Below are 24169 nucleotides of genomic sequence, written 5' to 3' on the forward strand. Positions count from 1 at the left end.
ATTCTTTATAAAACGCTAAATTAAAACATCTAAATAATTCTAACTATTAACTTTTAAAATCATAACTACAAATTGAACTCTCTGAATATTTTTGTTTTTAGATTGCCGCGCTTCTAAAGAAGCTCGCAATGGCGATTACTCTAAGACTTTAAAAAATATTATAGTAATGGTTGTTTGGAATTTATTTGGGTATACAGTTTGAGAGAGGTTTGACATGTAATTATTTACATGTCAATTTTGATTTATATTAGAACTGCTTCTCTTTTTCCCTCTTTAATCTCACCGATTAGGTAACCGTCTGTTTTTGAAAGAACTGTTTCAACATCTTCTTCTTTTACGACTAAAATCATTCCTACACCCATATTAAAAGCTCTGTACATCTCATTTTCTTCTACATGATCAGAGATTAGTTTAAAAATCGGTAGAACTTTTATAGCATCTTTTTTTATTTCTGCTTTTAGGTTTTGCGGTAGAACACGAGGCAGATTTTCTACAATTCCGCCGCCTGTTATATGAGCTAACGCAATTATTTGATTTTTTAACTCTTTAAATGTTTTAACATAGATTCTTGTCGGTTCAAGCAGTGTCTCTATAAGAGGTTTCCCGTTAAAATCATCTTCAAACTTCATAGCCATTTTTTCAAACAGAACTTTTCTTGCAAGTGAAAAACCGTTTGAGTGGAGTCCTGAGCTTGGAAGAGCGATTAGTTTATGACCTGCTCTTACCATTGAAACTCTATCCATCTCTGATTTTTCTGCTACGCCTACGGCAAAGCCTGCTAAGTCATAATCGTTATGTGAGTACATTCCCGGCATCTCGGCAGTCTCGCCGCCGATTAATGCGCATTCGCTCTGTCTGCAGCCCTCTGCAATGCCGGCAATAACATTTGTTGCAGCCTTAACATCAAGTTTTCCCGTAGCGTAATAGTCTAAAAAGAATGAAGGAGTGCCAAAATTGCAAAGAAGGTCGTTTACGCACATAGCGACAAGGTCAATTCCGACCGTGTTGTGTATGCCTGAGTCAATAGCCAGTTTTAGTTTTGTTCCGACACCGTCAGTTGCCGCAAGCATTACAGGCTCTTTAAAGCCTTTTGGCAGCTCAAACGCTCCGGCAAAAGAGCCTATACCGCCCAGTACTCCCGGAATATTTGTAGATTTAACTAACGGCTTGATGTTTTCAACGAAACTGTTGCCGGCATCTATGTCGACGCCTGCATCTTTGTAGCTTATTTGGCTCATTATCGGCTCCAATATTAAAGTATGAAATTATACCTAATGAGAGTTAAAGTTACTTGATAGAACACTTTTTAGTGATGATGCAAAGCGGACAAAAGTCTGCTATTCCTGCAATTAAAGGAATTACTCCCAGATAAAACCATGCATTACCCGTAATTACACCCGTTGCGATAAGAGCTAAACCGACAACTATCCTGATAACTCTGCAATTTTTTCTTATTTTGTCATAATTCATTTTTAAGTCCTTAATCATTTTAATTTATAATTATATTTATATAAACAAATAATTGACTTAAAATCGGCTGCTATTTAAACTTTTTAAAGCTTTTTAATGCAAATATGATAAAATCGCGCTAAAAGAAGTTAGGAATTATAAAAATGAGAGATTTTATATATGCGGAGATGATGGTGCATGTGCCTATATGTACATCTAAAGAAGCAAAGAATATTTTGATAATAAGCGATAATGCAGATAAGTTAAGTGCAGAGGCGGCAAGACATTTTGAGTCAAATTTAAAAGTGATTCCTTGCAATTTAAATGAAGTAAGCTCTTTGGCTGATGGCAGTTATGATGTGGTTATATCTGAAATGCCTAGCGAAGGGGCGCTCTTTTCGCAAATTAACCGTGTTTTAAAGGTTGACGGACAGTTTGTAACTACTCATCCATCTTTGGATGATGTAGATAGAAATAAAAATATAATGGTCGCTTTGGCAAATTATTTTAAAATAATAATGCCTTATAATATCGGAAACGGCAAAACTGCGCTTTTTTGTTCAAAAGAGTATCATCCGACTGCCGATATAAATCTTCAAAGAGCCGATATGATTGACGGATTAAGTTATTATAATTGCGATATCCATCCGGCTGCATTTGCAATGGGGAACTATATCCGCAAAGAGTACTTAGGAATCATTAAAAACTAATGGCATTTGCTTATGCTATAGCATTAACCGGAGGAATTGCAACGGGTAAGAGTACCGTTGCATCTCTTTTGGCACTTAACGGCATGAGAGTCATAGATGCCGATAGCATATCTCATGAGATACTTGACTCTTCGGTTGAATGGGTGCGGGAAAACTTCGGAAATGAGTTTATAAAAGGTACAAAAGTAGATCGTTCTAAGCTTGGTCAATTGATCTTTTCCGACAATGAAGCAAAAAAAAAGTTAGAGAATTTTTTACATCCAAAAATCAGAGCCGAGATAGAACAAAGAAGCATAAAGCAAGACGGTTTTAAATTTCCATATCTTATTGATATCCCTCTCTTTTTTGAAAACGGTGCTTATGATATAAAAGAGAGTGTAGTAGTTTACACGCCTGCCGATATTCAATTAGAGAGATTTATGAAAAGAAACGGCTACTCTAAAGAGGAGTCGTTAAGACGCATAGCTTCTCAGATGGATATAGAAGAGAAGAAAAAAAGAGCTACTTGGGTAATAGACAACTCTAAGGACTTAAAACATCTGCAACGAGAGTGCGAAGAGTTTGTCGAGAAGATAAAAACTAAATATTTGGGGAAAAAATGAGAGTGGCAAAATATAGCGCAAACGGAAACGACTTTGTAATTTTTCACACATTTATAAAAAAAGAGAGAAGTGAACTTGCAAAAAAGGTTTGTCATAGACAAAACGGTGTTGGAGCCGACGGGCTTATTGTTTTGATTCCCTCTTTAAAGCAAGATGAATATGATTTTGAGTGGCAGTTTTACAATTCCGACGGCAGTGTTGCCAATATGTGCGGGAACGGTTCAAGAGCATGCGCGCACTACGCATTTGTAAATGAGCTGGCACCGCAAGAGATGAAATTTTTAACGGGTGCCGGTGTTATAGGGGCTTATGTTGATGGAAGTATGGTCACAAGCGAACTTACACCTCCGAAAATAGTAAATAAAGAGATTATAGAAAACTCTAAACTATGGTGGCTTCTTGATACGGGAGTGCCGCATTTAGTTCATTTTACGGATAATATAAACGAGTTTGACATTAAAGAGGCAAGAGAGTTAAGACATAAATATAATGCCAATGTAAATATAGCTTTTGTAGAGGATAAAAACTTACGAGTCAGAACTTATGAACGCGGCGTTGAAGATGAGACTCTGGCCTGCGGAACGGGAATGGCAGCATGTTTTTACAGAGCATATACGGAGAAAAAAGTAGCTAACGATATAGAAGTTTATCCGACAAGCGGCGAAACACTTTATCTGGGTATGAATGAGAGAACTATTACATTCCGCGGTGAAGTTAAAAAGGTTTTTGTGACAGAGTTTGGAAATTGAGAGTTCTAAGTAATATAAATTGATGTTATGTACTTTTTTGTAATAGTACATAACATAATGAAGCGGTAAAACGATAAAATTAGAGTCCTGCAGCCTCAACGATTTTAGCTTGGTGATCTGCTATAAGCGGCTCTACAATCTCATCCATAAGTCCACCCTGCATAATCTCGGCTAGTCTATAAAGAGTTAAGCCGATTCTATGGTCACTTATACGATTTTGCGGATAGTTGTATGTTCTAATTCTTCCGCTTCTATCGCCCGTTCCAACTTGAGCAGAACGATTTGCGCTATCTTTAGCAAGTGCTTCTTGCATCTCAAGATCATAAAGTCTAGCTTTTAGAACTTTCATAGCTTTTTCTTTATTCTTATGTTGAGATTTTTGATCTTGGTTTGTTACTACTAAACCGGTCGGCAAGTGAGTGATTCTTACGGCAGAATCCGTCGTATTTACACTTTGCCCACCACAACCGCTTGAACGCATAACATCAACTTTAAGATCATTTTCATTAATTTGTATCTCAACATCATCAACTTCAGGCATAACAGCAACAGTGATTGCTGAGGTGTGTACGCGACCTTGTGACTCTGTTGCCGGAACTCGCTGAACACGGTGAATTCCACCTTCATACTTCAACCTGCTATAAACCTGATCGCCTCTGATAAGTGCAATAACCTCTTTAAAACCGCCGGCATCTGATGGGGATGTGCTCATGATTTCAATTTTCCACCCTTTAAGATCTGCATAGCGAGTGTATGCCTCAAACAGATTTCCAACAAATATAGCAGCTTCATCTCCACCGGCTCCCGCACGAAGCTCAACGATAATATTTCTATCATCGTTTGGATCTCTTGGTAGAAGTAGAAGTTTTATATCATCTTCAAGCAATGGAATTCTCATCTCAAGCTCTTTGAGCTCCTCTTTTGCCATTTCAGCCATTTCTGGGTCATAAAGCATCTCTTTTGTATCGCTGATTTGAGCAATTACAGATTTGTACTCTTGTGCTTTTTCTACAATATCTTCGAGGGAGGATCTCTCTTTTGAGAGAGCTGTCATTCTTTTGATGTCAGAAGTTATGTCAGGTGAACTCAGCATTTCGCCAAGTTCATTATAACGATTGATAAACGGGGTAAGTTTATCGGCTAACATTAATAGTTAACCTTATATAGCGTTTACAGCTCTGTGAAGACGACTGATTTTTCTTGCAGCAGTCTCTTTTTTCAAGATACCTTTGCTTACAAATTTTTGAATTTGTTTGTTTGCTACGCCCATAGCTGTTGTAGCTTCTTCTTTATTTCCTGCATCCACTGCAGAACGAACATCTTTTACAATGTTTTTAAGACGAGTTCTGTAAAAACGATTTCGTTCTGCACGAACGATAGTTTGGCGAATTCTCTTAACCGATGACTTGTGATTTGCCATATGAGTCCTTCTCATAAAAATTTAGTGCAGAATATTAGCTTAAATATAATTAAAATTAAGTTAAAGCCAAGGTGAATCATAATAATTTCAATAATATTGACTAATTATGTTAAAATACAGCACATTAAATTTTGGAAAATATCATGAAATTATTTGGAACAGACGGTGTAAGAGGTGAAGCCGGTACATTTTTAACTGCACAGCTTGCTATGAAAATAGCGATGGCTGCCGGAATATATTTTAAAGCGCACTCTAAAACCAATAAAATTCTAATCGGAAAAGATACGCGCCGAAGCGGTTATATGATAGAAAATGCAATAGTGAGCGGACTTACCGCCATCGGTTACGATGTTATCCAAATAGGTCCTATGCCTACTCCCGCGATTGCTTATATAACGGAAAATATGCGCTGTGATGCCGGAATTATGATAAGTGCTTCACACAACTCTTATGAAGATAACGGGATTAAATTTTTTGACAGCTACGGGGATAAACTTCCACAAAGTGTCGAAGAGGAGATTGAGAAGATATACTTTAACGAAGATATGCTTTTAGAGGCTCAAGTTAAAGGTAAAGAGATAGGAAAAGCAAAAAGAATCGACGATGTAATAGGTCGTTACATAGTTCAGTTAAAAAACTCATTTCCCAGAGATCTCTCTTTAAAAAATATGAGAATTGTTCTTGATACCGCAAACGGAGCAGGATATATAGTAGGTCCGACTGTTTTAGAGGAGCTTGGTGCTGAAGTTATAGTTCTGCATAATAAACCTGACGGGTTTAACATAAATGATAATTGCGGTGCTTTGCATGTAAAAGATTTATGTGAAAATGTTATTAAATATAGAGCAGATTTGGGCATTGCACTTGACGGTGATGCAGATAGAGTCGTTGTCGTTGATGAAAACGGAACCGTGGTTGACGGAGATCAGCTCTTAGGTGCTCTTGGCGCTTATATGCATGAAACCGGTGTATTAAAAGGCAAAGGTATAGTTTCAACCGTAATGAGCAATCAAGGTTTAGACGAATTTATGAAATTTCACGGACTAAAACTCTTTCGCTCTGATGTCGGAGATAAAAATGTTTTAGAAATTATGAAAAAAGAGGGTATTAATTTTGGAGGAGAGCAGAGCGGACATGTAATCGTAAGTGATTACGCAAAGACCGGAGACGGTTTGGTTTGCGCTCTTCAAATATTGGCACTCTTAATCAGAACAAATCAAAAAGCATCAATTGCGCTGCGTCCGTTTGCGCTCTATCCGCAAAAACTGGTAAATATAAATGTAAAAGTAAAAAAACCGCTTGATATGATAGACGGACTTGACGCAAAACTAAAAGCGTTGGATGAAAAAGGGATTCGTCATCTCATTCGTTACTCAGGAACAGAGAATAAACTTAGAATTTTGCTAGAGTGCAAGGATGCTAAAAAAATGAACTTGCAGATGGATGATATGGTAGAATTTTTTCAAAAAGCTTTAAATGCATAATAAAATTTTTCGTCTTTTGACAATACTTTTTTTTACGATAGCAGTTATTTTTATAATAGATCAATATATCAAGTCGCTATTTGTCGACGGTTGGAGGTATTATACCGATTGTATAGATTTGATTTTAGTTTATAACAAAGGCGTGGCATTTTCAATGTTTGCATTCTTAGACGAGTCGCTAAAATATATTCAATCCGTACTCATTTTCGGTATTTTACTCTACATTATTTATCTTAGGGAAGTTTGTTACGCTTTTCCTGCAGGTTTGATGTTGGGCGGGGCATTTTCAAATATATACGACAGGTTTGTTCACGGCGGTGTTGTAGATATGGTTTACTGGCATTGCGGATTTAATTTTGCGGTATTTAACTTTGCGGATGTGATGATAGATGTCGCGGTTGCTTGGATTTTACTGCTTAATTTTAAGCCAAAACTTTGTAAAAATTAACTCTAAAGATAGATAAAAGCAGATTTAAGGTAATATTGCCAAAAATATAAAATAATAAATCAAGCTTTAGTGCCGTAGCGGCTTTTTATTCTGACACGGAAGTGTCAAGCTTTAGTGCCATAGCGGCTAGCGTAGCCAAAGGAATTACTTTTCTTTAGCTTTTTATTCTGACACGGAAGTGTCAAGCTTTAGTGCCATAGCGGCTAGCGTAGCCAAAGGAATTACTTTCTTTGGCGTTTTAAATTAAATAAAAAAGGAAATTGATGAAAATCAAAACAAATAAGATTAATAGTGCAAATGCTGAGATAGAAGCTCAAATCCCAAAAAAAGTAGTGGAAGCTAATATAGAAAAACTAGCTAAAAAGTTGACTAAGACTGCTTCGGTTCAAGGGTTTCGTAAAGGTAAAGTTCCTGTAGCCGTAGTTAAAAAACAGTTTGGAGATCGTTTAGTTCAAGATGCAGAAGCAGAAGCATTGCGTGAAGTTTTAAACAGAGGTCTTGATGAGTTAAAAGTTGCAATGAATTCATTAATCGGTGAGCCGAATATCTCTAATTTTGTTAAAAATGCAGATAGCATTGATGTAACCGTTAAAGTTGCAATGAGACCGGATATAAATCTTGACGGTTATCTTGAAATGGTAGAGAGCTTTAAAAAGCCTCTAATAAGCGATGAAGATGTAAATGCAAGACTTGAAAAAATTGCCGATTCTCAAGGAAAATTTGTAGATCTTAAAGAAAAAAGAGCTGCACAAAATGGCGACAGCGTGATTATCGACTTTGAAGGTTCGATTGACGGAGTACTTTTTGATGGCGGAGCTGCTAAAGAGTTTGCTTTGGTTCTTGGTTCAGGTCAATTTATCCCAGGATTTGAAGATCAAGTAGTCGGTATGAATATCGGCGAAGAAAAAGTTGTAAAAGTTAAATTTCCAGATAACTACGGCTCTGACAAATTAGCAGGCAAAGATGCCGAGTTTAAAGTAACTCTTCATAATATTCAAGCAAAAATAAAAGCGGAAGTAGATGAAGCACTTGCAGCAAAACTGCTTGCGGGACAAGATGATAAAAGTTTAGAAAACTTAAAATCTCAAGTAAAATCTCAACTAGAGTTTGAAGCTCTTTCAAAACTTTACAATGAAGAGTTAAAACCGGCGCTTTTAGAGACTTTTGTAGCTAAGATGGATTTTGACTTACCTGAGTTTGTAGTAGACCAAGAGATTGATGTTTCATTAAATAAAAAAGCTAGTACTATGAGTGAAGATGAGATACAAGAGCTTAGAGAAGATGCAGATAAACTAAAAGCACTTCGCGAAACTTTCCGAGAAGATGCGTCAAGAAGCGTAAAAGCAACTTTTATCATAGATGCACTTGCTACTGCGGAGAATATCAAAGTTGATGAAAATGAAGTTATGCAAACTATCTATTATGAAGCAATGCAAATGGGTCAAGACCCAAGATTAGCTTACGATAAGTATAAAAATGCAGGTTATCTGCCTGCTATTCAAATGTCAATGATTGAGGATAGAGTGCTTACGCAAATTCTTAACTCAAAGATGAAAGAAGCTTAATTAAATGAGTTATATTCCTTATGTAGTTGAAAAAACAGCGCGCGGTGAGCGTTCTTACGATATCTATTCTCGTCTTTTAAAAGATAGAATCATTATGCTAAGCGGAGAGGTTAACGACTCTGTCGCCTCTTCTATAGTGGCGCAGATGCTTTTTTTAGAAGCAGAAGATCCGGAAAAGGATATCTATTTCTACATAAATTCTCCAGGCGGCGTTGTTACTGCGGGCATGGCGATATTTGATACTATGAATTATATTCGTCCGGACGTAGCTACTATATGTATAGGTCAAGCCGCATCGATGGGGGCATTTTTGCTCTCTAGCGGAGCAAAGGGTAAAAGATACGCTCTTCCGCATGCTAGGATTATGATTCATCAGCCTTTGGGCGGTGCAAGAGGACAAGCGACGGATATCGCTATTCAAGCCAAAGAGATTCTCCGTATGAAAGAGGAGTTAAATCATATTTTGGCAAAAAACACGGGTCAAAATGTAAAAAAAATTGAAAAAGATACAGATAGAGATAATTTCATGAGCGCGCAAGAGTCCAAAGATTATGGTATGATTGATGAAGTGTTATTGAAAAAAAGCAAAGAATAGACGGGATAGGGGGTTGACATGTCGGGGTCTTTGAAAAATAAAATGCGTCATAGCGTAACGGATGCGGCACCCACCAGTGTAGTAAGAGATAAAGTGGTAGAAGAGGAACCGGAGAGCGAGTTGGATGCTTATTCAAAAGAAGTTTTAAGTGCGTTAATGAAAGATAGCTTGCCGCCGACCCCCAATAATTTCTCTCTCTATTTTGACAGACTTTTAGAAGATAAAAGTCAAAACACCCGCAATCATATTGTCTCTATACTTGAACTTGAAGACAATAATGAAGATGAAAACAGCATTATACTTGAGCAGAGTCTTAAGCAGGGTTTTTCATCGATAAAAAACATTCTCGGAGTTACCGCAAATATATATAAAAATATGTCTCTTATGACAAAAATACTTGAGAAGAGAAAACAAGAGCTTGAAGAGAGTTCGGATAGTCATAAAACGAGAGACGTAGCAGCATCTTTAGAGTCTGATATTTTAAAATTAGGCGCTATATTAAAAAAGCAGAGTAGCAGCATGAAAACCATGTATGATGACACTGCAAAGATTATAAAAAATGTTGAAAATGAGACTATATTTGATAATCAATACGGGGTTTATAACAAACGCTACTTAATGGCTAAGATTGAACAAGAGATAGAGCTTATAAGTAAATTTAAGCATAAAAGCTCTCTTATCATGATTGAGCTATCACGTGAACTTAGAAAAAATGTAAACAATGAAAAAGCCGTTATGTTGATGACAAGAACGATTGCGCGGCTTCTGCTTAAAACTTCCAGAAGAAGCGATATAGTCGCTCATTACGGAAATGGCGTCTTTGCAATGCTTCTTAAGCATACGGATATAGAAAATGCAAAAAGAGCAAGTGAAAGACTTTGCGATTTAGTTTCAAATAGCAACTTTTTTCTGGCAGATCGTGAAATTCAACTTAAAATATCTATCGGAATTACCGATATCACTGAAAATCATTCGGTAGAAGAGATTATTGTGAGTTCTATGAATGGAATCGAAAAGGCTTATGAAAACCCTAATTTAGACTTTGCAGTTTTATTAAGAAATATTTAAAAGCAGAAATATAAAAAGAGATGAAGTTAACTATAGTAGAGTATCCGGATAAAAAATTAAAAGAAAAGTCTAAAGCTATTGAGAAGTTTGACAAAGAGTTGCATAAATTGTTGGATGCAATGTACGAAGTGATGATAAAATCAAACGGTATAGGTCTTGCGGCAATACAGGTTGGGCATGCTAAGCAAGTTCTAATTCTAAATATTCCCGATGAAAATGATACTCAGCCCTTAGATAATTTGATTGAGATGATTAATCCGACTATTGTTCAAAGAAGCGGAGAAACGGTTTATCAAGAGGGATGTTTAAGCGTGCCTAGTTTTTATGAAGATATAGATAGACATGAGAAGATAATTGTTCATTATCATGATAGAGAAGGAAGTGCTCAAACCCTGTCGGCTGATGGTCTGCTAAGTATCGCTATTCAGCATGAAATAGATCATTTAAACGGAATTTTATTTATAGATAAACTCTCATACTCTCGCAGAAAAAAATTTGAAAAAGAGTATAAAAGAGTACAAAAAGAGAAAAAACTCTCTAAAGCCTAGCAATCACCTCTAATAACCCTAATCTTTTATATGACATTTTGTCATATTTTTGCACACCTGAAAATTTAAATAGTAAAATAGTGCTAATTTATTAAAGGTTGGTATGTATTATGAAAAGGGTTTCTTGTGCTACATATGAAGGTATAGAAGCAAAAGTTGTACATGTAGAGTCGACTTTAACAAAAGGATTACCCTCATTTAGCGTAGTAGGTATGGCAAGCGCCTCCATAAATGAAGCGAAAGAGAGAGTTAAGTCTGCACTTTTAAGCAATGAATTTTCATTTCCGCCAAAACGCATAACAATCAATCTTGCTCCGAGTGATGTAAAAAAAGAGGGAAGCCAGTTTGATTTGAGTATCGCACTCTTAATCGCGCTTGATTATATACAAGATGATTTAAGCGAGTGGTTTGTATTTGGAGAACTTGGACTAGACGGAGCGGTAAAGGAGAATATTCAGCTCTATCCGCTTCTGCTCTCGCTTGCAAATCAAAAAATCATTAAAAAAACAGTAGTTCCGTATGAGAGTTTAGAGAAATTATCAAATATATCAAACATTGAGTTTTACGGGGTTAAGACACTAAATGAAGCAATAGAGCTGCTTAAAAATTCTGCCGATGCCATGCCGAATGTTACTAACAAAAAAATTGAGTATCCTACATATGATATCGCCGGTGAAGAGTACTATTTTGATGATAAATACATTGAAGATTTTTTAGATGTAAAAGGTCAAGAAGTCGCTAAAAGAGCGGCGCTCATCAGTGCCGCAGGGTTTCACAACATACTTTTAGAGGGAAGCCCCGGATGCGGAAAAAGTATGATTGCACAGAGGCTTAGGTATATTTTGCCGCCGCTTAGCAGTGATGAGATTTTAGAGATTGCAAAGCTTGACGCTCTTGAAGCGATAGAACCTGAGTTTAAACCGCTTAGAAGCTACCGAGCTCCTCATCACTCGTCTACGACGGCGAGCGTGTTTGGGGGAGGAAGTCATAAGGCAAAAATAGGAGAAGTGGGTTTGGCGCATAGGGGGATTTTGTTTTTTGACGAACTGCCTCATTTTTCAAAAACTATTTTAGAAGCTCTTAGAGAACCTCTGCAAGACAATAAGATACGAATATCGAGAGTTAATGCAAAGGTTGAATATCCGAGTGATTTTCTCTTTGTAGGTGCTATGAATCCATGTCCGTGCGGTAATCTTTTAAATGCACAAAAAGAGTGCAGATTGTCACTTCCAACAAACAATGCTATATTCCAATAAATATCGCTACAAGTCTATATTTTCAGGGCAATAAAAGAAAGTGACAAGAATGACGAATACTCTAAATTTATAATTTCATCTATAAAAGATATTTTTTCAACCCCTACGGACAAAGCATTTTCTAAAGTTTCTGAAAAAATTGAAGATTCAAACGATTTAATTAATCTCACCAAAGCAGGGGAATTGATTAAATTATTGAAAGAAGTTCAAGCTAAAAAATTCTACTGAGACATAAGAACCAAATTATTTTATGTATTGTTTAAAATCAATTTCTTCCGTGCGCAACAACTCTTAATATTCACAATAGAGTATATCTTGTAAGATTATGACTTCCAATAAAAGGTGCTACAAAATAAATGAAAAATGTTTTTATAAATACCAATATACCTACAGTCGATAATTTTCCAAAAGATGATAAGCTCAGAGTTGTGTGGGCTTATGGTGCAGTATATAAAAATACTGGGACAACTAGGGTGCCTGAAATCTATGTGATGTTAAAAGAGATAGATTCTAACGGAGCGATAAGCAGCGCACAAATCTTTAGAAGAATTTCTGTCGCGCAGCTTGATATAGTAAGATATATGACTATTTGGAAAGGAAATCGCAGAACTACTGATTTTTGGAAATCGTTTGACAATAATTATGTAGAAAACCAACTATTTTTTCTTGATGCAAATACAGCTACCTCTATAAGCTTTACAGAGAAAAGAAAAAATACTGATTATGGTTATTTTCCTCCATATAGGTATAAAATCGATAAAATTGATAATCCGAAAGACTACTATAGTTTTGCGAATGCTACATTTACGAAAATAGAGGCTTTTAATGGAATAACTGTCATTGTTCCATCAATGGAGTTGCTAACTTCAACATATGTACCACAGGAGCAACAAATTAGATATAAGCTTATTCAAAGAGATTTAGATGATGTTCTTGATGAATATATAAAAAGCAGTAGTACAGATGGAAGTAAATATATAGTTGAATTATATGAAAGAAAAAATGAATCAAACATATCTTTTTTAGCCTATGCAAAATTTAACTTGGTGACTAGGCAACGACTTAAAAAATTAAGAGCCAGCATAGAGACAGGAAGCCCTTACCCTGAAAGATATCCGGTTGTTCTGCCTTATCATCCTTCCGAATTATATTTACAGGGAGATGGCATCTGGTTAGATGAAGAAACTTTTTTTATGTTTAGAATAAACCAATACTCATTACCAATAGATAATGAAATAGAATCTTACACACAAGAATTGGAGTTCGAAACAGATGAATCAAAAAAAGAAAATAGAAGTTATGTCAGAGTGCCTCAAAATTTAGATGACAATGAAATACCAGTAACAAATGAACACAACCCACACGGCAGGAATGCAGCGCAGCACATAATATCTGAAGTTTCAGTTTTAAACCCAAATAATGGTTCCATAAAACACCGAAGAGATGTGCTAAACATACCCATTAATAATAACATTAATATTGATATTGATATAGAAAATACCGAGGATATCAATCAGATATCTTCCGCCCAATCAGATCAGGCAACTGATTCCAAAAATACGGCAGGCATTATAATTGATGAGCAGGATAAGTCTCATCTAAAGCAATCAGAAGTTCTAGGAATGGTTATAGATGCACTTGAGTATATTAGAGATAATGCAATTGATATTTCTAGTGATGAAAGCAATCTTGATATTCTAGATATATTGTTTGTAGATGAAGAGTGCGGATTAAGTGCGACGCAGACAGCAACACAATTTTCAAGAGTTTTGAAAAAGGCAAAAAAAGAAACTAATTTATGGGTAAAAAAGAGAAAAATTCAAAATCATAAAACTATTTTTTTAGGCTTTAGAAATTACATGCTCATAAAGGTTGTATTGAGTAATGGAAAATATGCATACTTGTTTGAGATTGATAGAAAAGATGAAAACGAGAGTTTTCTTGGAATGATATTTAACGTTGGTGGTGAAATTCATAATGGAGTACTTGTGGACTTATTATATAAGATCATGGAAGAGCAAGGTGTTGTTAAAAAAGTAAAATTATCTGGATTAAAAACAATAACATTTAGGCATCAAACTAATAAAGAAGAGAACCTGAATGATAATATTCAAAGTGCACTGAAAAAAGCTATAAAAAATGGTTTATTTAGTTGAAAAATAATGTTATTTATATGGACAAAAAGATATAATGGTGCAATGCTTTATTTTTGTGTGATGGCTAAGTAAAGCAGAATATTATTATGCTTGGTAATGATATTTTATTTCAAGTTGTGGCATTGTATCGGAGTTTAAATTAAATGTAAATAAAGTTTAAATAAAAATCTTTAAAAATAAGGATTCGCTTCTTCGCCATTATAGAATGCTGATATCAAAATTTAAACCAAGCATACAAAGGTTTAAAATGAGCAGAGTGTCTGTTTCAAAACATCCAGATGGATGGAAAGCAAAAATTGCTGGCAATGAGCGAGCAAGCAAGGTATGTACTACACAAGCTGAGTGTAGAGAGTTTGGTATAGGTTTGGCAAAAAAATTAGGTGCTGAATTTACACTCCATGGTGAAAATGGTCGTATTCGTGAGAAGAATTCTTATGGTAATGACCCTAAAAGTATAAAAGGGTAAGTGTATGGATTGTTCTAATATTCAGAAAATTACAGATGTGACAGATCAGGTTGGCTATGATGATACTAATAGTGGTGGGCGTGGTGATTCCAAATTGGTTAGTTGTGGACAAGATGGTGGTTATAATGAGTTAAAAGATAAGTTTATCAAATATTTTAATGGTGTTACTCAAGAGTCATATGTGGCAAAATTAATGTGTGAATGTTGTAAAAAAATGAAGCCAACTGGTAAAGAAAAAGTGCTTTGGGCAGATTTTTACAAATGTATGCTATCAAAAGTCACAAATGAAACACCAAACACACTTAAAAAGCTTCAAGAGCTTATTAAGTGGCATGAAAAAAGAGAATAGTTAAATAAGTTTTAGCCAGTTTCTGCTGGTTAAAACTTCAGAATATTTTTAGGTCTGCCATCGTTAAAGGTTTTTTTTATTTAAGCTTTTATAGAAAAAACATAATAAATAAAAAATATTTTTAGATATTCTGTAGCGCTTGCTACTTTAGAAAAAGGACATTATTTGAAACTCTTGATACTACATATAAGTGATTTACACTTTAAAGATAATGCAGATAACAGCGCTATCTCAAAAAGTAAAAATTTAGTCGATGCAATAAAGAATAAAACATTCAGTATAGCACATGTTTTTATTGTAGTTACGGGAGATATGGCTTACTCTGGAAAAGAGGAGGAGTTTGATCTGGTATATAATTATCTACAAGACATAAAAGAAAAGCTGAATAATGTTAATAATAGGCTAAAAATAGAGTTTATATTTAGCCCAGGAAATCACGACTGTGATTTTTCAGATTTAAATCAAGAGGAAGTAAGGGAGATTCTTCGTTCTTCGGTATTGAGCAAACAGGATGATGTAAAACAATCTGTAGCTGAGCAGATAACTTTTGTTCAGAACAACTATTTTGAATTTATTAAAAAGTTTGATTCGTATCAATATATCAATCAGGATTTATCAAATAATTTATTTACAAAATATGAATATGAAATAGATGGTTTCAAAATTTCATTTAATGCTTTTAACACTGCATGGATGTCTTCAAAAAATGAAAAGCAATCAGAAATGATATACCCTCTTAATTTAATAGGTAAAGTTAAAATTGAAAGATGTGAGGCTAATTTAAAAATAGCAATGTTTCACCATCCTTTTCATTGGATGCAACATCAAAATATCAGAGTGTTTAAAGAGTTCGTTAAAAACAATAACGACATTGTTTTTACAGGACATGAGCACACTGTGAGTGCAAACACTACTGAAGATATATTAAACTCATCAAATATAATTTATATTGAAGCAGGAACTATACAAGATAGCCACAACGAACTTGAGAGTAGTTTTAACCTTATCGAATATGATACAAGTAATAATGAACCTATTTTACTTAACTCTTATAAATGGGAAAATGATGATTATAAGCATCATGTTGAAAAGGATATTTCTACAAATATTGATGGACAAAAAAAGATATTTGAATTAAAAACTGAACAAAAAGAGAAGATTTCAAGACTACAAATAAAGATAAATCATCCAGAAAAAGATAATGTACAGTTGTATGATTTATTTGTATATCCTAATGTCAAAAGATTAAACATTGCTGGCGATTTGACGAGAAAACAGTTTTTGGAAATATCTTCGAAGGATATTGTAAGCAAAGATACAATAGGTCATAATATTGTATATGGAGAGGACAACTCAGGAAAAACTACACTCTCACATGTTTTTCAAGACAATCTAATAAAAGATAAAGAGATTGTAACCATTATAATATGTAGCAGGGAATTTAAAAGCAATATTAATATCAAAACAATTGAAAAAATAATTCGACAGTCTTTTAAAAGACAATATATAACCAATGATAAAGTGTTTTCAGAGTTTGATAAATTAGATCGCTCTAAAGTTTTATTAGTTGTCGAAGATTTTCATAGATGCAGTGGAAATAATGAATATAAAAGTTTGATTATTAACACCCTTTTAAAGATGAAGTATCAAAATATAATTATAACAGCAAATGATTCATTGCAAATGGAGGCAACTAGTGAAACTGAATTGTCAAAAACCTTAAGTGAGTTTAACCATTTTGAAATTTTAGAGTTTGGCCATAAATTAAGAGATAAGCTTATAAAAAAATGGATAGGACTTGGTAGAGAATATGACATTGAAAAAATGGAGTTATCAAACAGAGTTAGAAGTGTACGTAAACATATATCAAAGACAGTAGGCTTTAATATTGTAAAGGCATATCCTCTTTATTTAATTACATTACTTCAAGCAATGGAAATTCAAAATACTTCACTTGATAAGAGTGCCCTTGGACACTATTATGACTTTTTAATTCTTCAAAGTATAAAAAGTACAGACGGGCTAAAAAATATTGAACAAAAAGATATTAATACTGTCTATACTTATTGTTCAGAACTTGCTTTCCAAATGTTTATAGACAGGCAGCATGAGTTTACATTATCAGAACTGGAAGAATTTGATGTAGATTATAAAAGAAAGAAAGACTTCTTCCCAAATTACAGTCTCAAAGACAGAGCAATAAAAACTACACTTCTTGTTAATCATGATGATAAATATAAATTCTCACAAAAATATATATACTATTTTTTTGTAGCTCATTACTTCTCTAAACATATTGACAAGGGAGAGATTACAGATATTATTAAAGCTATGACTCAACGTTTATATAGAACTGAGTTTTCAAATATATTAATGTTTATTTTACATCTTACACCAAAGACAGATATTATTAATATGATCCAAGATGAGGCAAATAAACTATTTTCAGAAATTGAAGAATTTAGCTTTTCTAAAGATGAGCTACAGAAAATAAATTCTTGTGTTAAAAAAGATGTAGATAGTTCTTTGCGCTTGGAGAATCGAAGTGTAGACGAATCAAGAAGTAGAGAAGTAGAAGAAGATGAAGTTAGTAGCAATATTGAAAAGCATATCTATTATGATGATAGAGATGAAGCAGATTACAATGAGGAAATAAAACAACTCGATTTTTATAAAAAAATAAACCTCGCTTTTAAAATAATTGAAATTTTAGGTGAGATTACTAAAAGTTATTCCGGTACTTTAGATGGTGAGCCTAAAGCTCAGTTAGTTCAATCAGTATACTCATTAGGTCTGAGAAGTTTAAAAACTTTTATTAGTCTTTTTGAAGAAGAACATGAACAACTTGTAGAACATATTCGACAAATTATTGTCAAAAAAAATAAGGTAACAGCGGATAAAATAGATGAATCTGTCCAAGGTATTATTTTTGGACTAGCTTCATCTATTGCATTGAGCATTGTTAAGAAAATTTCTAAATCTGTTGGAACACAAGATCTTAATCATCTTTATAAGAGGATGCATGCTAACAATAAAGACAATATTGCTTACCATATTTTAAAAATAGCTATAGACCTTGATTTTCAAGGTGGGCTGAATGAGCAAGAGATAATAGGACTTTTTAAAGAATTAAAAATACAAAAGAATGTATTGCCAAATTCTACCCTTAGAAACTTGGCACTTGAGCATCTTTATATGTTTGAGACATCAATATCTAGAAAGACTTCTTTATGTACTAAATTGGAAATTGATGCCAATGACGCCAAAAAGCAACTTTCAAAGCAGATAAAATTATAGTTTTATCTGCTTTAATGAATTAAGGCGTAAACCCAATATAAACAAGAATAAGGATAAATGATGGCAAAAATAGTATATACACTAAAAGAGCATCTACGGACAGGTGAATATCATTTTTTTGAAGCAACACCAAATAATGATGGTACATGCTCAGCAAAACAAAAGTCAATATGCTGAGTTTGGGAGAGAGGTATGCGGGGATTGCATAAAATAGGTCCAAAAATAACAATATTATTTGCTGATGTCAAAAGTCAAAGTTAATTGTATTTTCTCAAAGTATTATGTACAAAGTTAAAAAACTAGAATTCATTGTATGAAATTCAGTAGTCCTGTAGTGATAAATATAAATTTTTAGGTAGTTGCCATATGTGTAAACTTATTATGTTCATTTGTAAACATTAAGAGGTTTCATACAACTCTTTATTTATAGCTTCATAATTATATTGTTTATCTTTAGCATTAGCCGTATATCGTTTATTAAAATGATTAAGAGTAAACCCACCGCTGCTAGGTGTTATTAAGAGATTGTTATCATGCCCTAATATAGTAAAAATTACCCATGGGTCCATTTCTTTCCTTATAGAAACTATAGCATCAGAAGGATATTGCGTGTCTTCGTTTATAACTAAATTTTTAAAAGGCTCAATAATTTCAATAACTAGATTGAAGGTATTGCTTGGAAATCTATCAATATCTATCTCTAGTAGAGCTTTATTTATATGTTTTTGCTTTGCTTTAGGAAACAAAGGAATCAACTCTTTTGTAAACATAACTATTCCTAATGGATGAAAACCTTTAAAATCAGATAGAGGCACACTTTCTATAATTTTTCTTTTTTTTCCATCATAACTAGTTCTCCACTCTGAACCATCTCGATGATATGAATTATGACTTCCATTTAATGAGCCAACATCATAATAAAGATCATTATTTATACGTTTAAAGTAGCCAATAACCCTTTTTTCACCATCATATTCGTTTTTTGTAATAATATACATTTCTTTTTTCATGTTTTATGCTTAAATCTTACTCAAACGGATTCCGAACAATTTTAGCTGTTAACACTTCTATCTCATCAGGCAGCTCTTTTTCGTTCTCAAGCTTTTTGGCTATTGCGTCAATCTGCCGTTTTATAGCACAGATTTTTTCTAGTCCTATTTTGTCTCTTGTTATATCAATTCCACCGGAGATAGATACTCTGTCAGTTCTGTTTTCAAATGTTAAATCCTCGATTATTACAACCTCTGATTCATTTTCAAAAGTGTCAATCGTTTCAATATCTTTTATATCATTTGACATCTATTTATCCTCTCTTCTTTGGAGTCGGAAGTTCTAGCATTTTTTCTTTTTGTGTTTGAATTAATTTTGGAAAGTAATTTATGCCGCTTATCTTTTCAAGCTCTGCAATAGATATTATCTTATAACTATCTTCGGGCATATTGTTTACAATATACACCGCTCCTTTTTGCTGTTTTGGGCTAAAGACTGCTTTATATACTTGAGTAGGAACCAATACATTGTTTCTGCCTATAGCTTTTAAATTGCCGCCTTGATATAAAGCTCCTGTTATTACAAATACGCCGCCCTCTTTATTTGCCAAATGTCTTGTAGCTCCCTCAATGGCAGACCATATTCCTCTATTGGAAGTACCGTCTTGAGGAATCATGTTTGCCAAAGAAAATGATTCTGCTTGAGCATTAACGCTTCCCATATCGGCAGATGGAGCTAAATGACCTCTATCGTATCCTGAACGAGCATAATCGCTTAGTTCTGCTCTCTCGTTTGCAGGAAGTTTGCTCTCCGGATGGAACTCGTCTTTTCTTGAAATCTTTACGGCTATTTTTTCTCTTGTTAGATGCTCTGCTGAATATAGGGCAGATTTGGTTATGCCGGAATGAATAATACCGAAACCCTCGTAGCAAACTTCTTGTGTTTTTTTAGAAAGTTTTTCATTGACTATATCCGGTGCTGTTCCGTCAAAATAGTGAGTAGAGCAAGAAGTTTGTGCGGCATATAGTGAAATAGTAAGTAGTGATGTGCTTAGTAGTTGTTTTAGCATTGTTTTGCCTTTTAAATTTATTGTGGAATTATTGCATTTTTTTGATTTAATAGAGTTTGTTCTGTATGGCTTATTAAAATCAAACTAATTAAAACATTGCTTTGTTGCATTCAGCTTTTAAATCCTTTTTTTATGATACTATTTTTAAAACTCAATAAGAGGTGACTTATGAAAATTTTACTCTCTATTTTTTTTACAATACTAATCTTACAGGCAAATGATACATCAAAACTTTCTTCGCAGGTAAATGTAGTAGAAAAAGAAAAAATCTGTAAAGACATTAAATTTGAAGAAATTCAACAAAGAGGTTGTTGCTCACAGTATCAAATAGATGCTTGCTAATAACAAAAATAACTTCATAAAAACCCTTTAATAATGAATTTTGTGTTTTATTGTATCTAAATTATTTATAAATTAATTTTGAGATAAGCTATAATACTGATGTCTAACAGAGGGTCAAGCATGAGATTAAAGTTTCAAATAGCATTTTTTGTAACGCTATTCATTTATTTAGCTATTTTATTTTCTGGAGAGTATGTAAGTGTCTACTATACTTACTATCTACTACCACTGCTGGCTTTTTTAGCACTTTTTGCTTTTGGAAGTCTAAGGAAAATCAATCAAACTGCAAAATTGGTTTTTGTATTGACATTATTTTTACTAATTCTCACGTTGGCAACGGTTAGTTATGTGGGAGCTTATTTGCCAACTATCGTTGGTATAATATTTATGGTGTCTGGCATCATAATGTACTTGACGAAGAAAAAAGGGTAATGTATGCAAATAGATTTTTCAGAAGTTATGTTTTTTATTGGTTCTCGAAGCATGCTTGACTTACTTGCTGGCGCTTTGGTTAAAGGATGAGTATCATGAGAGCTATTTTTATACTACTATTTTTAGTTTTATCTCTATTTGCACAAAACGAGTCATTTTCTAACTCTAAAAAAGAACTCCGCAAAATTCATCGAGATCATCAAGTTACCTTTTATTGCGGCTGCAAATATAACTATACCAATAAAGACAACATGATTGACAGAGATTCATGTGGTTATGTTCCCCGTAACGAATATACAAAAAAAGGGAAGAAGAACGAACGTGCAAGACGTATAGAGTGGGAGCATGTCATCCCGGCTGAAAATTTCGGTCGTCAGTTTAGTTGTTGGAGAGATGGTGCATCTGAGTGTGTTGATTCAAAAGGTAAAGAATTCAAAGGGCGTAAATGTTGCGAAAAGGTAAGCAAAGAGTTTCGTATCATGCAAGCCGATATGCACAATCTTCAACCTGCTATTGGAGAATTAAACGCAGATAGAAGCAATTTTAGGTTTGATTTTGAATTGCCAAAGCAGGGACAATATGGCGAGTGTAAGTTTGAAGTTGATTTTAAAGCTGACAGAGCAAAAGTGAGAGAAGAGCTTCGTGGAGTGATTGCAAGAACCTATCTTTATTTCAATAAGCAATACGGTATGAAGCTCTCGACACAGGAGCTTAAAAAGTTCGAAGTTTGGGATAGGCAGCATCCACCTTCAGAGTGGGAAAAAGAACGTAATCACAGGATTGCTAAGAAGCAAGGAAATTTAAATGAGTTTATAGTAAAAATTTTTTAATAAGACCATTATCTGTGATTATTATTTATTGACTAATACAGTTACTATAGAAAGGGTCTCTTACCTAATGCTTGCTTGACATAATGAACGATAGTCTTAATAGAATTAAAAATATTGATATTTTAGAAATTGGTGATGTATTGTTATTCAGCAGTAGAACAAAGTATATAAGTAAAAAAATAAAAACTAATACAAATGGAAACTATTCTCATGCTGCTATTTATATAGGAGGGTGTGGGTTATGAGATTTTTGATTAGAGCATTATTAGGACGAAGGACGACGGTTTTTTCAAGGATAACACACTTTAGTGTATAAATTTCTATACATAATAAGATAAAAATATTTAATTAATATATATAATAACCAATGAATATCATTTATATGATACAATAGGTATATAAATTGCTAATGTTAATTAAAAAAATATGGTAAAATTCCACAAAAATTTTAGAAGGAGTCTTGTTATGGATATGTATAGAGTTGATCCCGTCGCACTTGCGCAGAGTTATGACATTGAAGTTGTAGGGACTCCTTTTATTGATGTAGATGGAAGTATTGAAAAGAAAGATACTAAAATTGTACTCATGTATAATACTAACTCTCATCCAAATAGACAAAGATTCACTATTGCTCATGAACTAGGTCATTTTATTGCTGGACACCTTAATGGTTCAACTAAAATGTTTAGAGATCAATCTAAAAACTTTACGATAGATAATTATGATATTCAAGAAGTTGAAGCTAATCAAATAGCAGCTCAAATTCTAATGCCACAGGAAACAGTAAAACATCTTATAGAGGATGTGGGCATTAGTACTATTGAAGAGTTGGCAAGTATCTTAGATGTTTCGACAGGTGCTATGCATTATAGATTAAAAAACTTAGGCATTATCTAAATGAATGGCGACATTGAAATAGACAAACCTCTTAATGCTTACGAGGCACAGCTAGATAACTCTAAGCTTAAAGATGAGGAGCAATTAAGAAGTTTTAAAACAGAGTTTTTTAAATTAATAAAGATAATGATAGTGGTTATGTTTGGTATAGCATATACTTTTATGCTATCAACTATAGCAAATAACCCAAATACTGGAGCCACTGTAATTGTTGTTACTTCTCTTATGGTTCCAACAGTTATAACATTAGCGCTTGTAAGATTTTTATATGCTAAAAATACTCCAAGTGAAGAAAAGACAGCACCATCTGTTGGTTTTAACTTTTTTAAAGAACTACTCCAAATAATAAAAGATTATGTAGCAAAAAAACAATAGCTACATATAAATTGAAAATGCTCTCCAATGAGCTACGCACACTAAAAAGTGAGCCAAACTATTGGTGTAGTTCAATGAACCAATTTGGTAACCTTATTGAAGAATATTCATCGTTAGCATCAGCATCACCTTCTCTACGTACACTGGAAAAAATCAGTATTACGGTTAGCTCAAATATTCATCTAAATTCATTTATGTATGAATCTATCCTTGACCTAACAATTGAACATCTTATCAACTTATATGATGAAGTTTGTAGTCTATCTGCGGGAGCTATCAATGCCAACACAAATTCATGACAAATCAAAGTAGATAAATAAAATACAATTTACCTCAGAAAAAGAATTCATTTAAGAGAAATCCTTATTCCTGAACAATATGACAAAATGCAATATTTTTAAGCTTTTTGTCATTTTTCATATAAAATATTGCAATATAAGTAGTATTATAATACTAATAATTTATTCTTTTATCTAATAATAAGTTATTTTAATATCTATATAAAATGCTAAAATAATATTATTAAGTATTTAAATATATAAAATTATTATTTTTATGGTACAATAAAGATAGTTTATTTACAGGTGGGATAAGTGGATTTGCCAGAATTATTTATATCGGTTCAGAACAATATCGCTACAAAAGAAAGAAGGAAGAATATTTCTTCTAAAGAAATGGCAAACAGACTACATTGTTCAAAAAGCACATATGATAAGTATTTAACTGGTAAATTACAACCCAAAGCCGTAAACAATATTATGTGTTTATTATCTATGTTAACAGATGATGATCTCTTAAGAACAGTCAAGCAATGGAAAGAAAATTCTGGGTGTGAAAAGAAAACTGCTAATATAAAGGATGCAGAATGAGTAAAATACCAGATATGAAAAAAGATAAAAATAAAACAAGTGATTTCTCTTTGGTGTATGCTGATGTGTTAAAAGGTATAGGTATTAATGAGGCTATCTATTATCAACGTATTCTTGATTTTATGTCATTGCTGACAATAAATTCCTCACATTTAAATTCGATCATAATAACCATGTATAATCCAAGGGATAAATAATAACAA

28 protein-coding genes are annotated in these 24169 nt (G+C 33.5%); 21 read left to right on the forward strand and 7 right to left on the reverse strand.

The window, feature by feature from the left end:
• Nucleotides 1-242: 242 nt before the first annotated feature.
• Together purM and PHQ93_RS07835 are read right to left on the reverse strand one after the other, a co-directional pair.
• The gene (purM, locus tag PHQ93_RS07830; protein ID WP_299942865.1) at nucleotides 243-1238 is read right to left on the reverse strand and encodes a phosphoribosylformylglycinamidine cyclo-ligase; all 996 of its coding nucleotides are present in this window, start codon (nucleotides 1236-1238) and stop codon (nucleotides 243-245) included.
• A 49-nt stretch (nucleotides 1239-1287) separates the two neighbouring features.
• Complete coding sequence (locus PHQ93_RS07835) at nucleotides 1288-1470, reverse strand: DUF2892 domain-containing protein (protein ID WP_299915197.1); 183 nt, start codon at nucleotides 1468-1470, stop codon at nucleotides 1288-1290.
• 143 nt (nucleotides 1471-1613) lie between these two features.
• On the opposite strand from PHQ93_RS07835, the gene PHQ93_RS07840 reads away from it, so the two are divergent.
• Genes PHQ93_RS07840 through dapF form a run of 3 tightly spaced genes read left to right on the forward strand, consistent with a single transcriptional unit; the run spans nucleotide 1614 to nucleotide 3510 of the window.
• Nucleotides 1614-2159 carry a spermidine synthase gene (locus tag PHQ93_RS07840; protein ID WP_299942867.1) on the forward strand — a complete coding sequence of 182 codons (546 nt, stop codon included), beginning with the start codon at nucleotides 1614-1616 and terminating at the stop codon, nucleotides 2157-2159.
• Entirely contained in the window at nucleotides 2159-2761 is a 603-nt protein-coding gene (gene coaE / locus PHQ93_RS07845; protein WP_299942869.1) for a dephospho-CoA kinase, read from the forward strand. Before PHQ93_RS07840 ends, coaE begins: the two co-directional genes overlap by 1 nt.
• Complete coding sequence (dapF, locus tag PHQ93_RS07850) at nucleotides 2758-3510, forward strand: diaminopimelate epimerase (protein WP_299942871.1); 753 nt, start codon at nucleotides 2758-2760, stop codon at nucleotides 3508-3510. Before coaE ends, dapF begins: the two co-directional genes overlap by 4 nt.
• Nucleotides 3511-3589: 79 nt before the next feature.
• On the opposite strand, the gene prfA is transcribed toward dapF, so the two are convergent.
• Together prfA and rpsT are read right to left on the reverse strand one after the other, a co-directional pair.
• On the reverse strand, nucleotides 3590-4657 hold the full coding sequence (prfA, locus tag PHQ93_RS07855) for a peptide chain release factor 1 (RefSeq protein WP_299942873.1): 1068 nt from the start codon (nucleotides 4655-4657) through the stop codon (nucleotides 3590-3592).
• A 12-nt stretch (nucleotides 4658-4669) separates the two neighbouring features.
• A complete protein-coding gene (gene rpsT / locus PHQ93_RS07860) occupies nucleotides 4670-4930 on the reverse strand; it encodes a 30S ribosomal protein S20 (protein WP_299915192.1) in 261 nt (86 codons plus the stop codon).
• A 143-nt stretch (nucleotides 4931-5073) separates the two neighbouring features.
• On the opposite strand from rpsT, the gene glmM reads away from it, so the two are divergent.
• The 11 genes from glmM (at nucleotide 5074) to PHQ93_RS07915 (ending at nucleotide 18162) form a co-directional block, all read left to right on the forward strand.
• Complete coding sequence (gene glmM / locus PHQ93_RS07865) at nucleotides 5074-6414, forward strand: phosphoglucosamine mutase (protein WP_299942875.1); 1341 nt, start codon at nucleotides 5074-5076, stop codon at nucleotides 6412-6414.
• On the forward strand, nucleotides 6407-6862 hold the full coding sequence (lspA, locus tag PHQ93_RS07870) for a signal peptidase II (protein WP_299942877.1): 456 nt from the start codon (nucleotides 6407-6409) through the stop codon (nucleotides 6860-6862). The genes glmM and lspA overlap by 8 nt, the downstream gene beginning before the upstream one ends.
• A 263-nt stretch (nucleotides 6863-7125) precedes the next feature.
• Entirely contained in the window at nucleotides 7126-8427 is a 1302-nt protein-coding gene (gene tig, locus PHQ93_RS07875) for a trigger factor (protein WP_299942880.1), read from the forward strand.
• 4 nt (nucleotides 8428-8431) lie between these two features.
• Nucleotides 8432-9022, forward strand: a complete 591-nt coding sequence (gene clpP, locus PHQ93_RS07880; RefSeq protein ID WP_299942882.1) for an ATP-dependent Clp endopeptidase proteolytic subunit ClpP — start codon at nucleotides 8432-8434, stop codon at nucleotides 9020-9022.
• Between the two features lie 18 nt (nucleotides 9023-9040).
• The gene (locus PHQ93_RS07885; protein WP_299942884.1) at nucleotides 9041-10090 is read left to right on the forward strand and encodes a GGDEF domain-containing protein; all 1050 of its coding nucleotides are present in this window, start codon (nucleotides 9041-9043) and stop codon (nucleotides 10088-10090) included.
• 20 nt (nucleotides 10091-10110) lie between these two features.
• Complete coding sequence (def, locus tag PHQ93_RS07890) at nucleotides 10111-10638, forward strand: peptide deformylase (protein WP_299942886.1); 528 nt, start codon at nucleotides 10111-10113, stop codon at nucleotides 10636-10638.
• Between the two features lie 110 nt (nucleotides 10639-10748).
• The gene (locus PHQ93_RS07895) at nucleotides 10749-11894 is read left to right on the forward strand and encodes an ATP-binding protein (protein ID WP_299942888.1); all 1146 of its coding nucleotides are present in this window, start codon (nucleotides 10749-10751) and stop codon (nucleotides 11892-11894) included.
• A 356-nt stretch (nucleotides 11895-12250) separates the two neighbouring features.
• The gene (locus PHQ93_RS07900; protein WP_299942890.1) at nucleotides 12251-14050 is read left to right on the forward strand and encodes a hypothetical protein; all 1800 of its coding nucleotides are present in this window, start codon (nucleotides 12251-12253) and stop codon (nucleotides 14048-14050) included.
• A gap of 247 nt (nucleotides 14051-14297) precedes the next feature.
• The gene (locus PHQ93_RS07905) at nucleotides 14298-14516 is read left to right on the forward strand and encodes a DUF2188 domain-containing protein (protein WP_299942892.1); all 219 of its coding nucleotides are present in this window, start codon (nucleotides 14298-14300) and stop codon (nucleotides 14514-14516) included.
• Between the two features lie 4 nt (nucleotides 14517-14520).
• Complete coding sequence (locus PHQ93_RS07910; protein WP_299942894.1) at nucleotides 14521-14865, forward strand: hypothetical protein; 345 nt, start codon at nucleotides 14521-14523, stop codon at nucleotides 14863-14865.
• Between the two features lie 165 nt (nucleotides 14866-15030).
• Complete coding sequence (locus PHQ93_RS07915; protein WP_299942896.1) at nucleotides 15031-18162, forward strand: metallophosphoesterase; 3132 nt, start codon at nucleotides 15031-15033, stop codon at nucleotides 18160-18162.
• Between the two features lie 398 nt (nucleotides 18163-18560).
• On the opposite strand, the gene PHQ93_RS07920 is transcribed toward PHQ93_RS07915, so the two are convergent.
• The 3 genes from PHQ93_RS07920 to PHQ93_RS07930 are packed head-to-tail and all read right to left on the reverse strand — an operon-like array spanning nucleotide 18561 to nucleotide 20221.
• Nucleotides 18561-19172 carry a hypothetical protein gene (locus tag PHQ93_RS07920; protein ID WP_299942898.1) on the reverse strand — a complete coding sequence of 204 codons (612 nt, stop codon included), beginning with the start codon at nucleotides 19170-19172 and terminating at the stop codon, nucleotides 18561-18563.
• A gap of 16 nt (nucleotides 19173-19188) precedes the next feature.
• Nucleotides 19189-19461, reverse strand: a complete 273-nt coding sequence (locus PHQ93_RS07925; RefSeq protein WP_299942900.1) for a hypothetical protein — start codon at nucleotides 19459-19461, stop codon at nucleotides 19189-19191.
• Nucleotides 19462-19465: 4 nt separating this feature from the next.
• Entirely contained in the window at nucleotides 19466-20221 is a 756-nt protein-coding gene (locus tag PHQ93_RS07930) for a DNA/RNA non-specific endonuclease (protein ID WP_299942902.1), read from the reverse strand.
• Between the two features lie 168 nt (nucleotides 20222-20389).
• Between PHQ93_RS07930 and PHQ93_RS07935 the strand changes: the two genes are divergently transcribed.
• The 7 genes from PHQ93_RS07935 (at nucleotide 20390) to PHQ93_RS07965 (ending at nucleotide 24163) form a co-directional block, all read left to right on the forward strand.
• Nucleotides 20390-20563 (forward strand): hypothetical protein, encoded by a 174-nt coding sequence (locus PHQ93_RS07935; RefSeq protein WP_299942904.1) that lies wholly within the window; start codon nucleotides 20390-20392, stop codon nucleotides 20561-20563.
• A 120-nt stretch (nucleotides 20564-20683) separates the two neighbouring features.
• Nucleotides 20684-20995, forward strand: coding sequence for a hypothetical protein (locus PHQ93_RS07940; protein ID WP_299942906.1), 312 nt, complete (start codon nucleotides 20684-20686; stop codon nucleotides 20993-20995).
• Nucleotides 20996-21090: 95 nt separating this feature from the next.
• On the forward strand, nucleotides 21091-21825 hold the full coding sequence (locus PHQ93_RS07945) for an endonuclease (protein WP_299942908.1): 735 nt from the start codon (nucleotides 21091-21093) through the stop codon (nucleotides 21823-21825).
• Nucleotides 21826-22290: 465 nt separating this feature from the next.
• Nucleotides 22291-22722, forward strand: coding sequence for an ImmA/IrrE family metallo-endopeptidase (locus PHQ93_RS07950; RefSeq protein ID WP_299942910.1), 432 nt, complete (start codon nucleotides 22291-22293; stop codon nucleotides 22720-22722).
• Entirely contained in the window at nucleotides 22723-23097 is a 375-nt protein-coding gene (locus PHQ93_RS07955; RefSeq protein ID WP_299942912.1) for a hypothetical protein, read from the forward strand.
• 593 nt (nucleotides 23098-23690) lie between these two features.
• Nucleotides 23691-23966 carry a helix-turn-helix transcriptional regulator gene (locus PHQ93_RS07960; protein ID WP_299942914.1) on the forward strand — a complete coding sequence of 92 codons (276 nt, stop codon included), beginning with the start codon at nucleotides 23691-23693 and terminating at the stop codon, nucleotides 23964-23966.
• A complete protein-coding gene (locus PHQ93_RS07965; protein WP_299942916.1) occupies nucleotides 23963-24163 on the forward strand; it encodes a hypothetical protein in 201 nt (66 codons plus the stop codon). The genes PHQ93_RS07960 and PHQ93_RS07965 overlap by 4 nt, the downstream gene beginning before the upstream one ends.
• The last annotated feature ends 6 nt before the right edge of the window (nucleotides 24164-24169 follow it).

Source organism: Sulfurimonas sp., from assembly GCF_028714975.1.
Classification (GTDB): domain Bacteria; phylum Campylobacterota; class Campylobacteria; order Campylobacterales; family Sulfurimonadaceae; genus Sulfurimonas.

Excerpts from the sequence above, each read along its gene's own strand:
- PHQ93_RS07950 (WP_299942910.1), top strand. The coding sequence starts at position 22,291 with ATGGATATGTATAGAGTTGATCCCGTCGCACTTGCGCAGAGTTATGAC.
- PHQ93_RS07965 (WP_299942916.1), top strand. The coding sequence starts at position 23,963 with ATGAGTAAAATACCAGATATGAAAAAAGATAAAAATAAAACAAGTGAT.
- PHQ93_RS07905 (WP_299942892.1), top strand. The coding sequence starts at position 14,298 with ATGAGCAGAGTGTCTGTTTCAAAACATCCAGATGGATGGAAAGCAAAA.
- prfA (WP_299942873.1), bottom strand. The coding sequence starts at position 4,657 with ATGTTAGCCGATAAACTTACCCCGTTTATCAATCGTTATAATGAACTT.
- PHQ93_RS07835 (WP_299915197.1), bottom strand. The coding sequence starts at position 1,470 with ATGAATTATGACAAAATAAGAAAAAATTGCAGAGTTATCAGGATAGTT.
- PHQ93_RS07910 (WP_299942894.1), top strand. The coding sequence starts at position 14,521 with ATGGATTGTTCTAATATTCAGAAAATTACAGATGTGACAGATCAGGTT.
- PHQ93_RS07840 (WP_299942867.1), top strand. The coding sequence starts at position 1,614 with ATGAGAGATTTTATATATGCGGAGATGATGGTGCATGTGCCTATATGT.
- lspA (WP_299942877.1), top strand. The coding sequence starts at position 6,407 with ATGCATAATAAAATTTTTCGTCTTTTGACAATACTTTTTTTTACGATA.
- PHQ93_RS07935 (WP_299942904.1), top strand. The coding sequence starts at position 20,390 with ATGAAAATTTTACTCTCTATTTTTTTTACAATACTAATCTTACAGGCA.
- PHQ93_RS07930 (WP_299942902.1), bottom strand. The coding sequence starts at position 20,221 with ATGCTAAAACAACTACTAAGCACATCACTACTTACTATTTCACTATAT.
- PHQ93_RS07925 (WP_299942900.1), bottom strand. The coding sequence starts at position 19,461 with ATGTCAAATGATATAAAAGATATTGAAACGATTGACACTTTTGAAAAT.
- tig (WP_299942880.1), top strand. The coding sequence starts at position 7,126 with ATGAAAATCAAAACAAATAAGATTAATAGTGCAAATGCTGAGATAGAA.
- purM (WP_299942865.1), bottom strand. The coding sequence starts at position 1,238 with ATGAGCCAAATAAGCTACAAAGATGCAGGCGTCGACATAGATGCCGGC.
- def (WP_299942886.1), top strand. The coding sequence starts at position 10,111 with ATGAAGTTAACTATAGTAGAGTATCCGGATAAAAAATTAAAAGAAAAG.
- PHQ93_RS07955 (WP_299942912.1), top strand. The coding sequence starts at position 22,723 with ATGAATGGCGACATTGAAATAGACAAACCTCTTAATGCTTACGAGGCA.
- coaE (WP_299942869.1), top strand. The coding sequence starts at position 2,159 with ATGGCATTTGCTTATGCTATAGCATTAACCGGAGGAATTGCAACGGGT.
- PHQ93_RS07945 (WP_299942908.1), top strand. The coding sequence starts at position 21,091 with ATGAGAGCTATTTTTATACTACTATTTTTAGTTTTATCTCTATTTGCA.
- PHQ93_RS07895 (WP_299942888.1), top strand. The coding sequence starts at position 10,749 with ATGAAAAGGGTTTCTTGTGCTACATATGAAGGTATAGAAGCAAAAGTT.
- glmM (WP_299942875.1), top strand. The coding sequence starts at position 5,074 with ATGAAATTATTTGGAACAGACGGTGTAAGAGGTGAAGCCGGTACATTT.
- PHQ93_RS07900 (WP_299942890.1), top strand. The coding sequence starts at position 12,251 with ATGAAAAATGTTTTTATAAATACCAATATACCTACAGTCGATAATTTT.
- dapF (WP_299942871.1), top strand. The coding sequence starts at position 2,758 with ATGAGAGTGGCAAAATATAGCGCAAACGGAAACGACTTTGTAATTTTT.
- PHQ93_RS07940 (WP_299942906.1), top strand. The coding sequence starts at position 20,684 with ATGAGATTAAAGTTTCAAATAGCATTTTTTGTAACGCTATTCATTTAT.
- PHQ93_RS07885 (WP_299942884.1), top strand. The coding sequence starts at position 9,041 with ATGTCGGGGTCTTTGAAAAATAAAATGCGTCATAGCGTAACGGATGCG.
- clpP (WP_299942882.1), top strand. The coding sequence starts at position 8,432 with ATGAGTTATATTCCTTATGTAGTTGAAAAAACAGCGCGCGGTGAGCGT.
- PHQ93_RS07920 (WP_299942898.1), bottom strand. The coding sequence starts at position 19,172 with ATGAAAAAAGAAATGTATATTATTACAAAAAACGAATATGATGGTGAA.
- rpsT (WP_299915192.1), bottom strand. The coding sequence starts at position 4,930 with ATGGCAAATCACAAGTCATCGGTTAAGAGAATTCGCCAAACTATCGTT.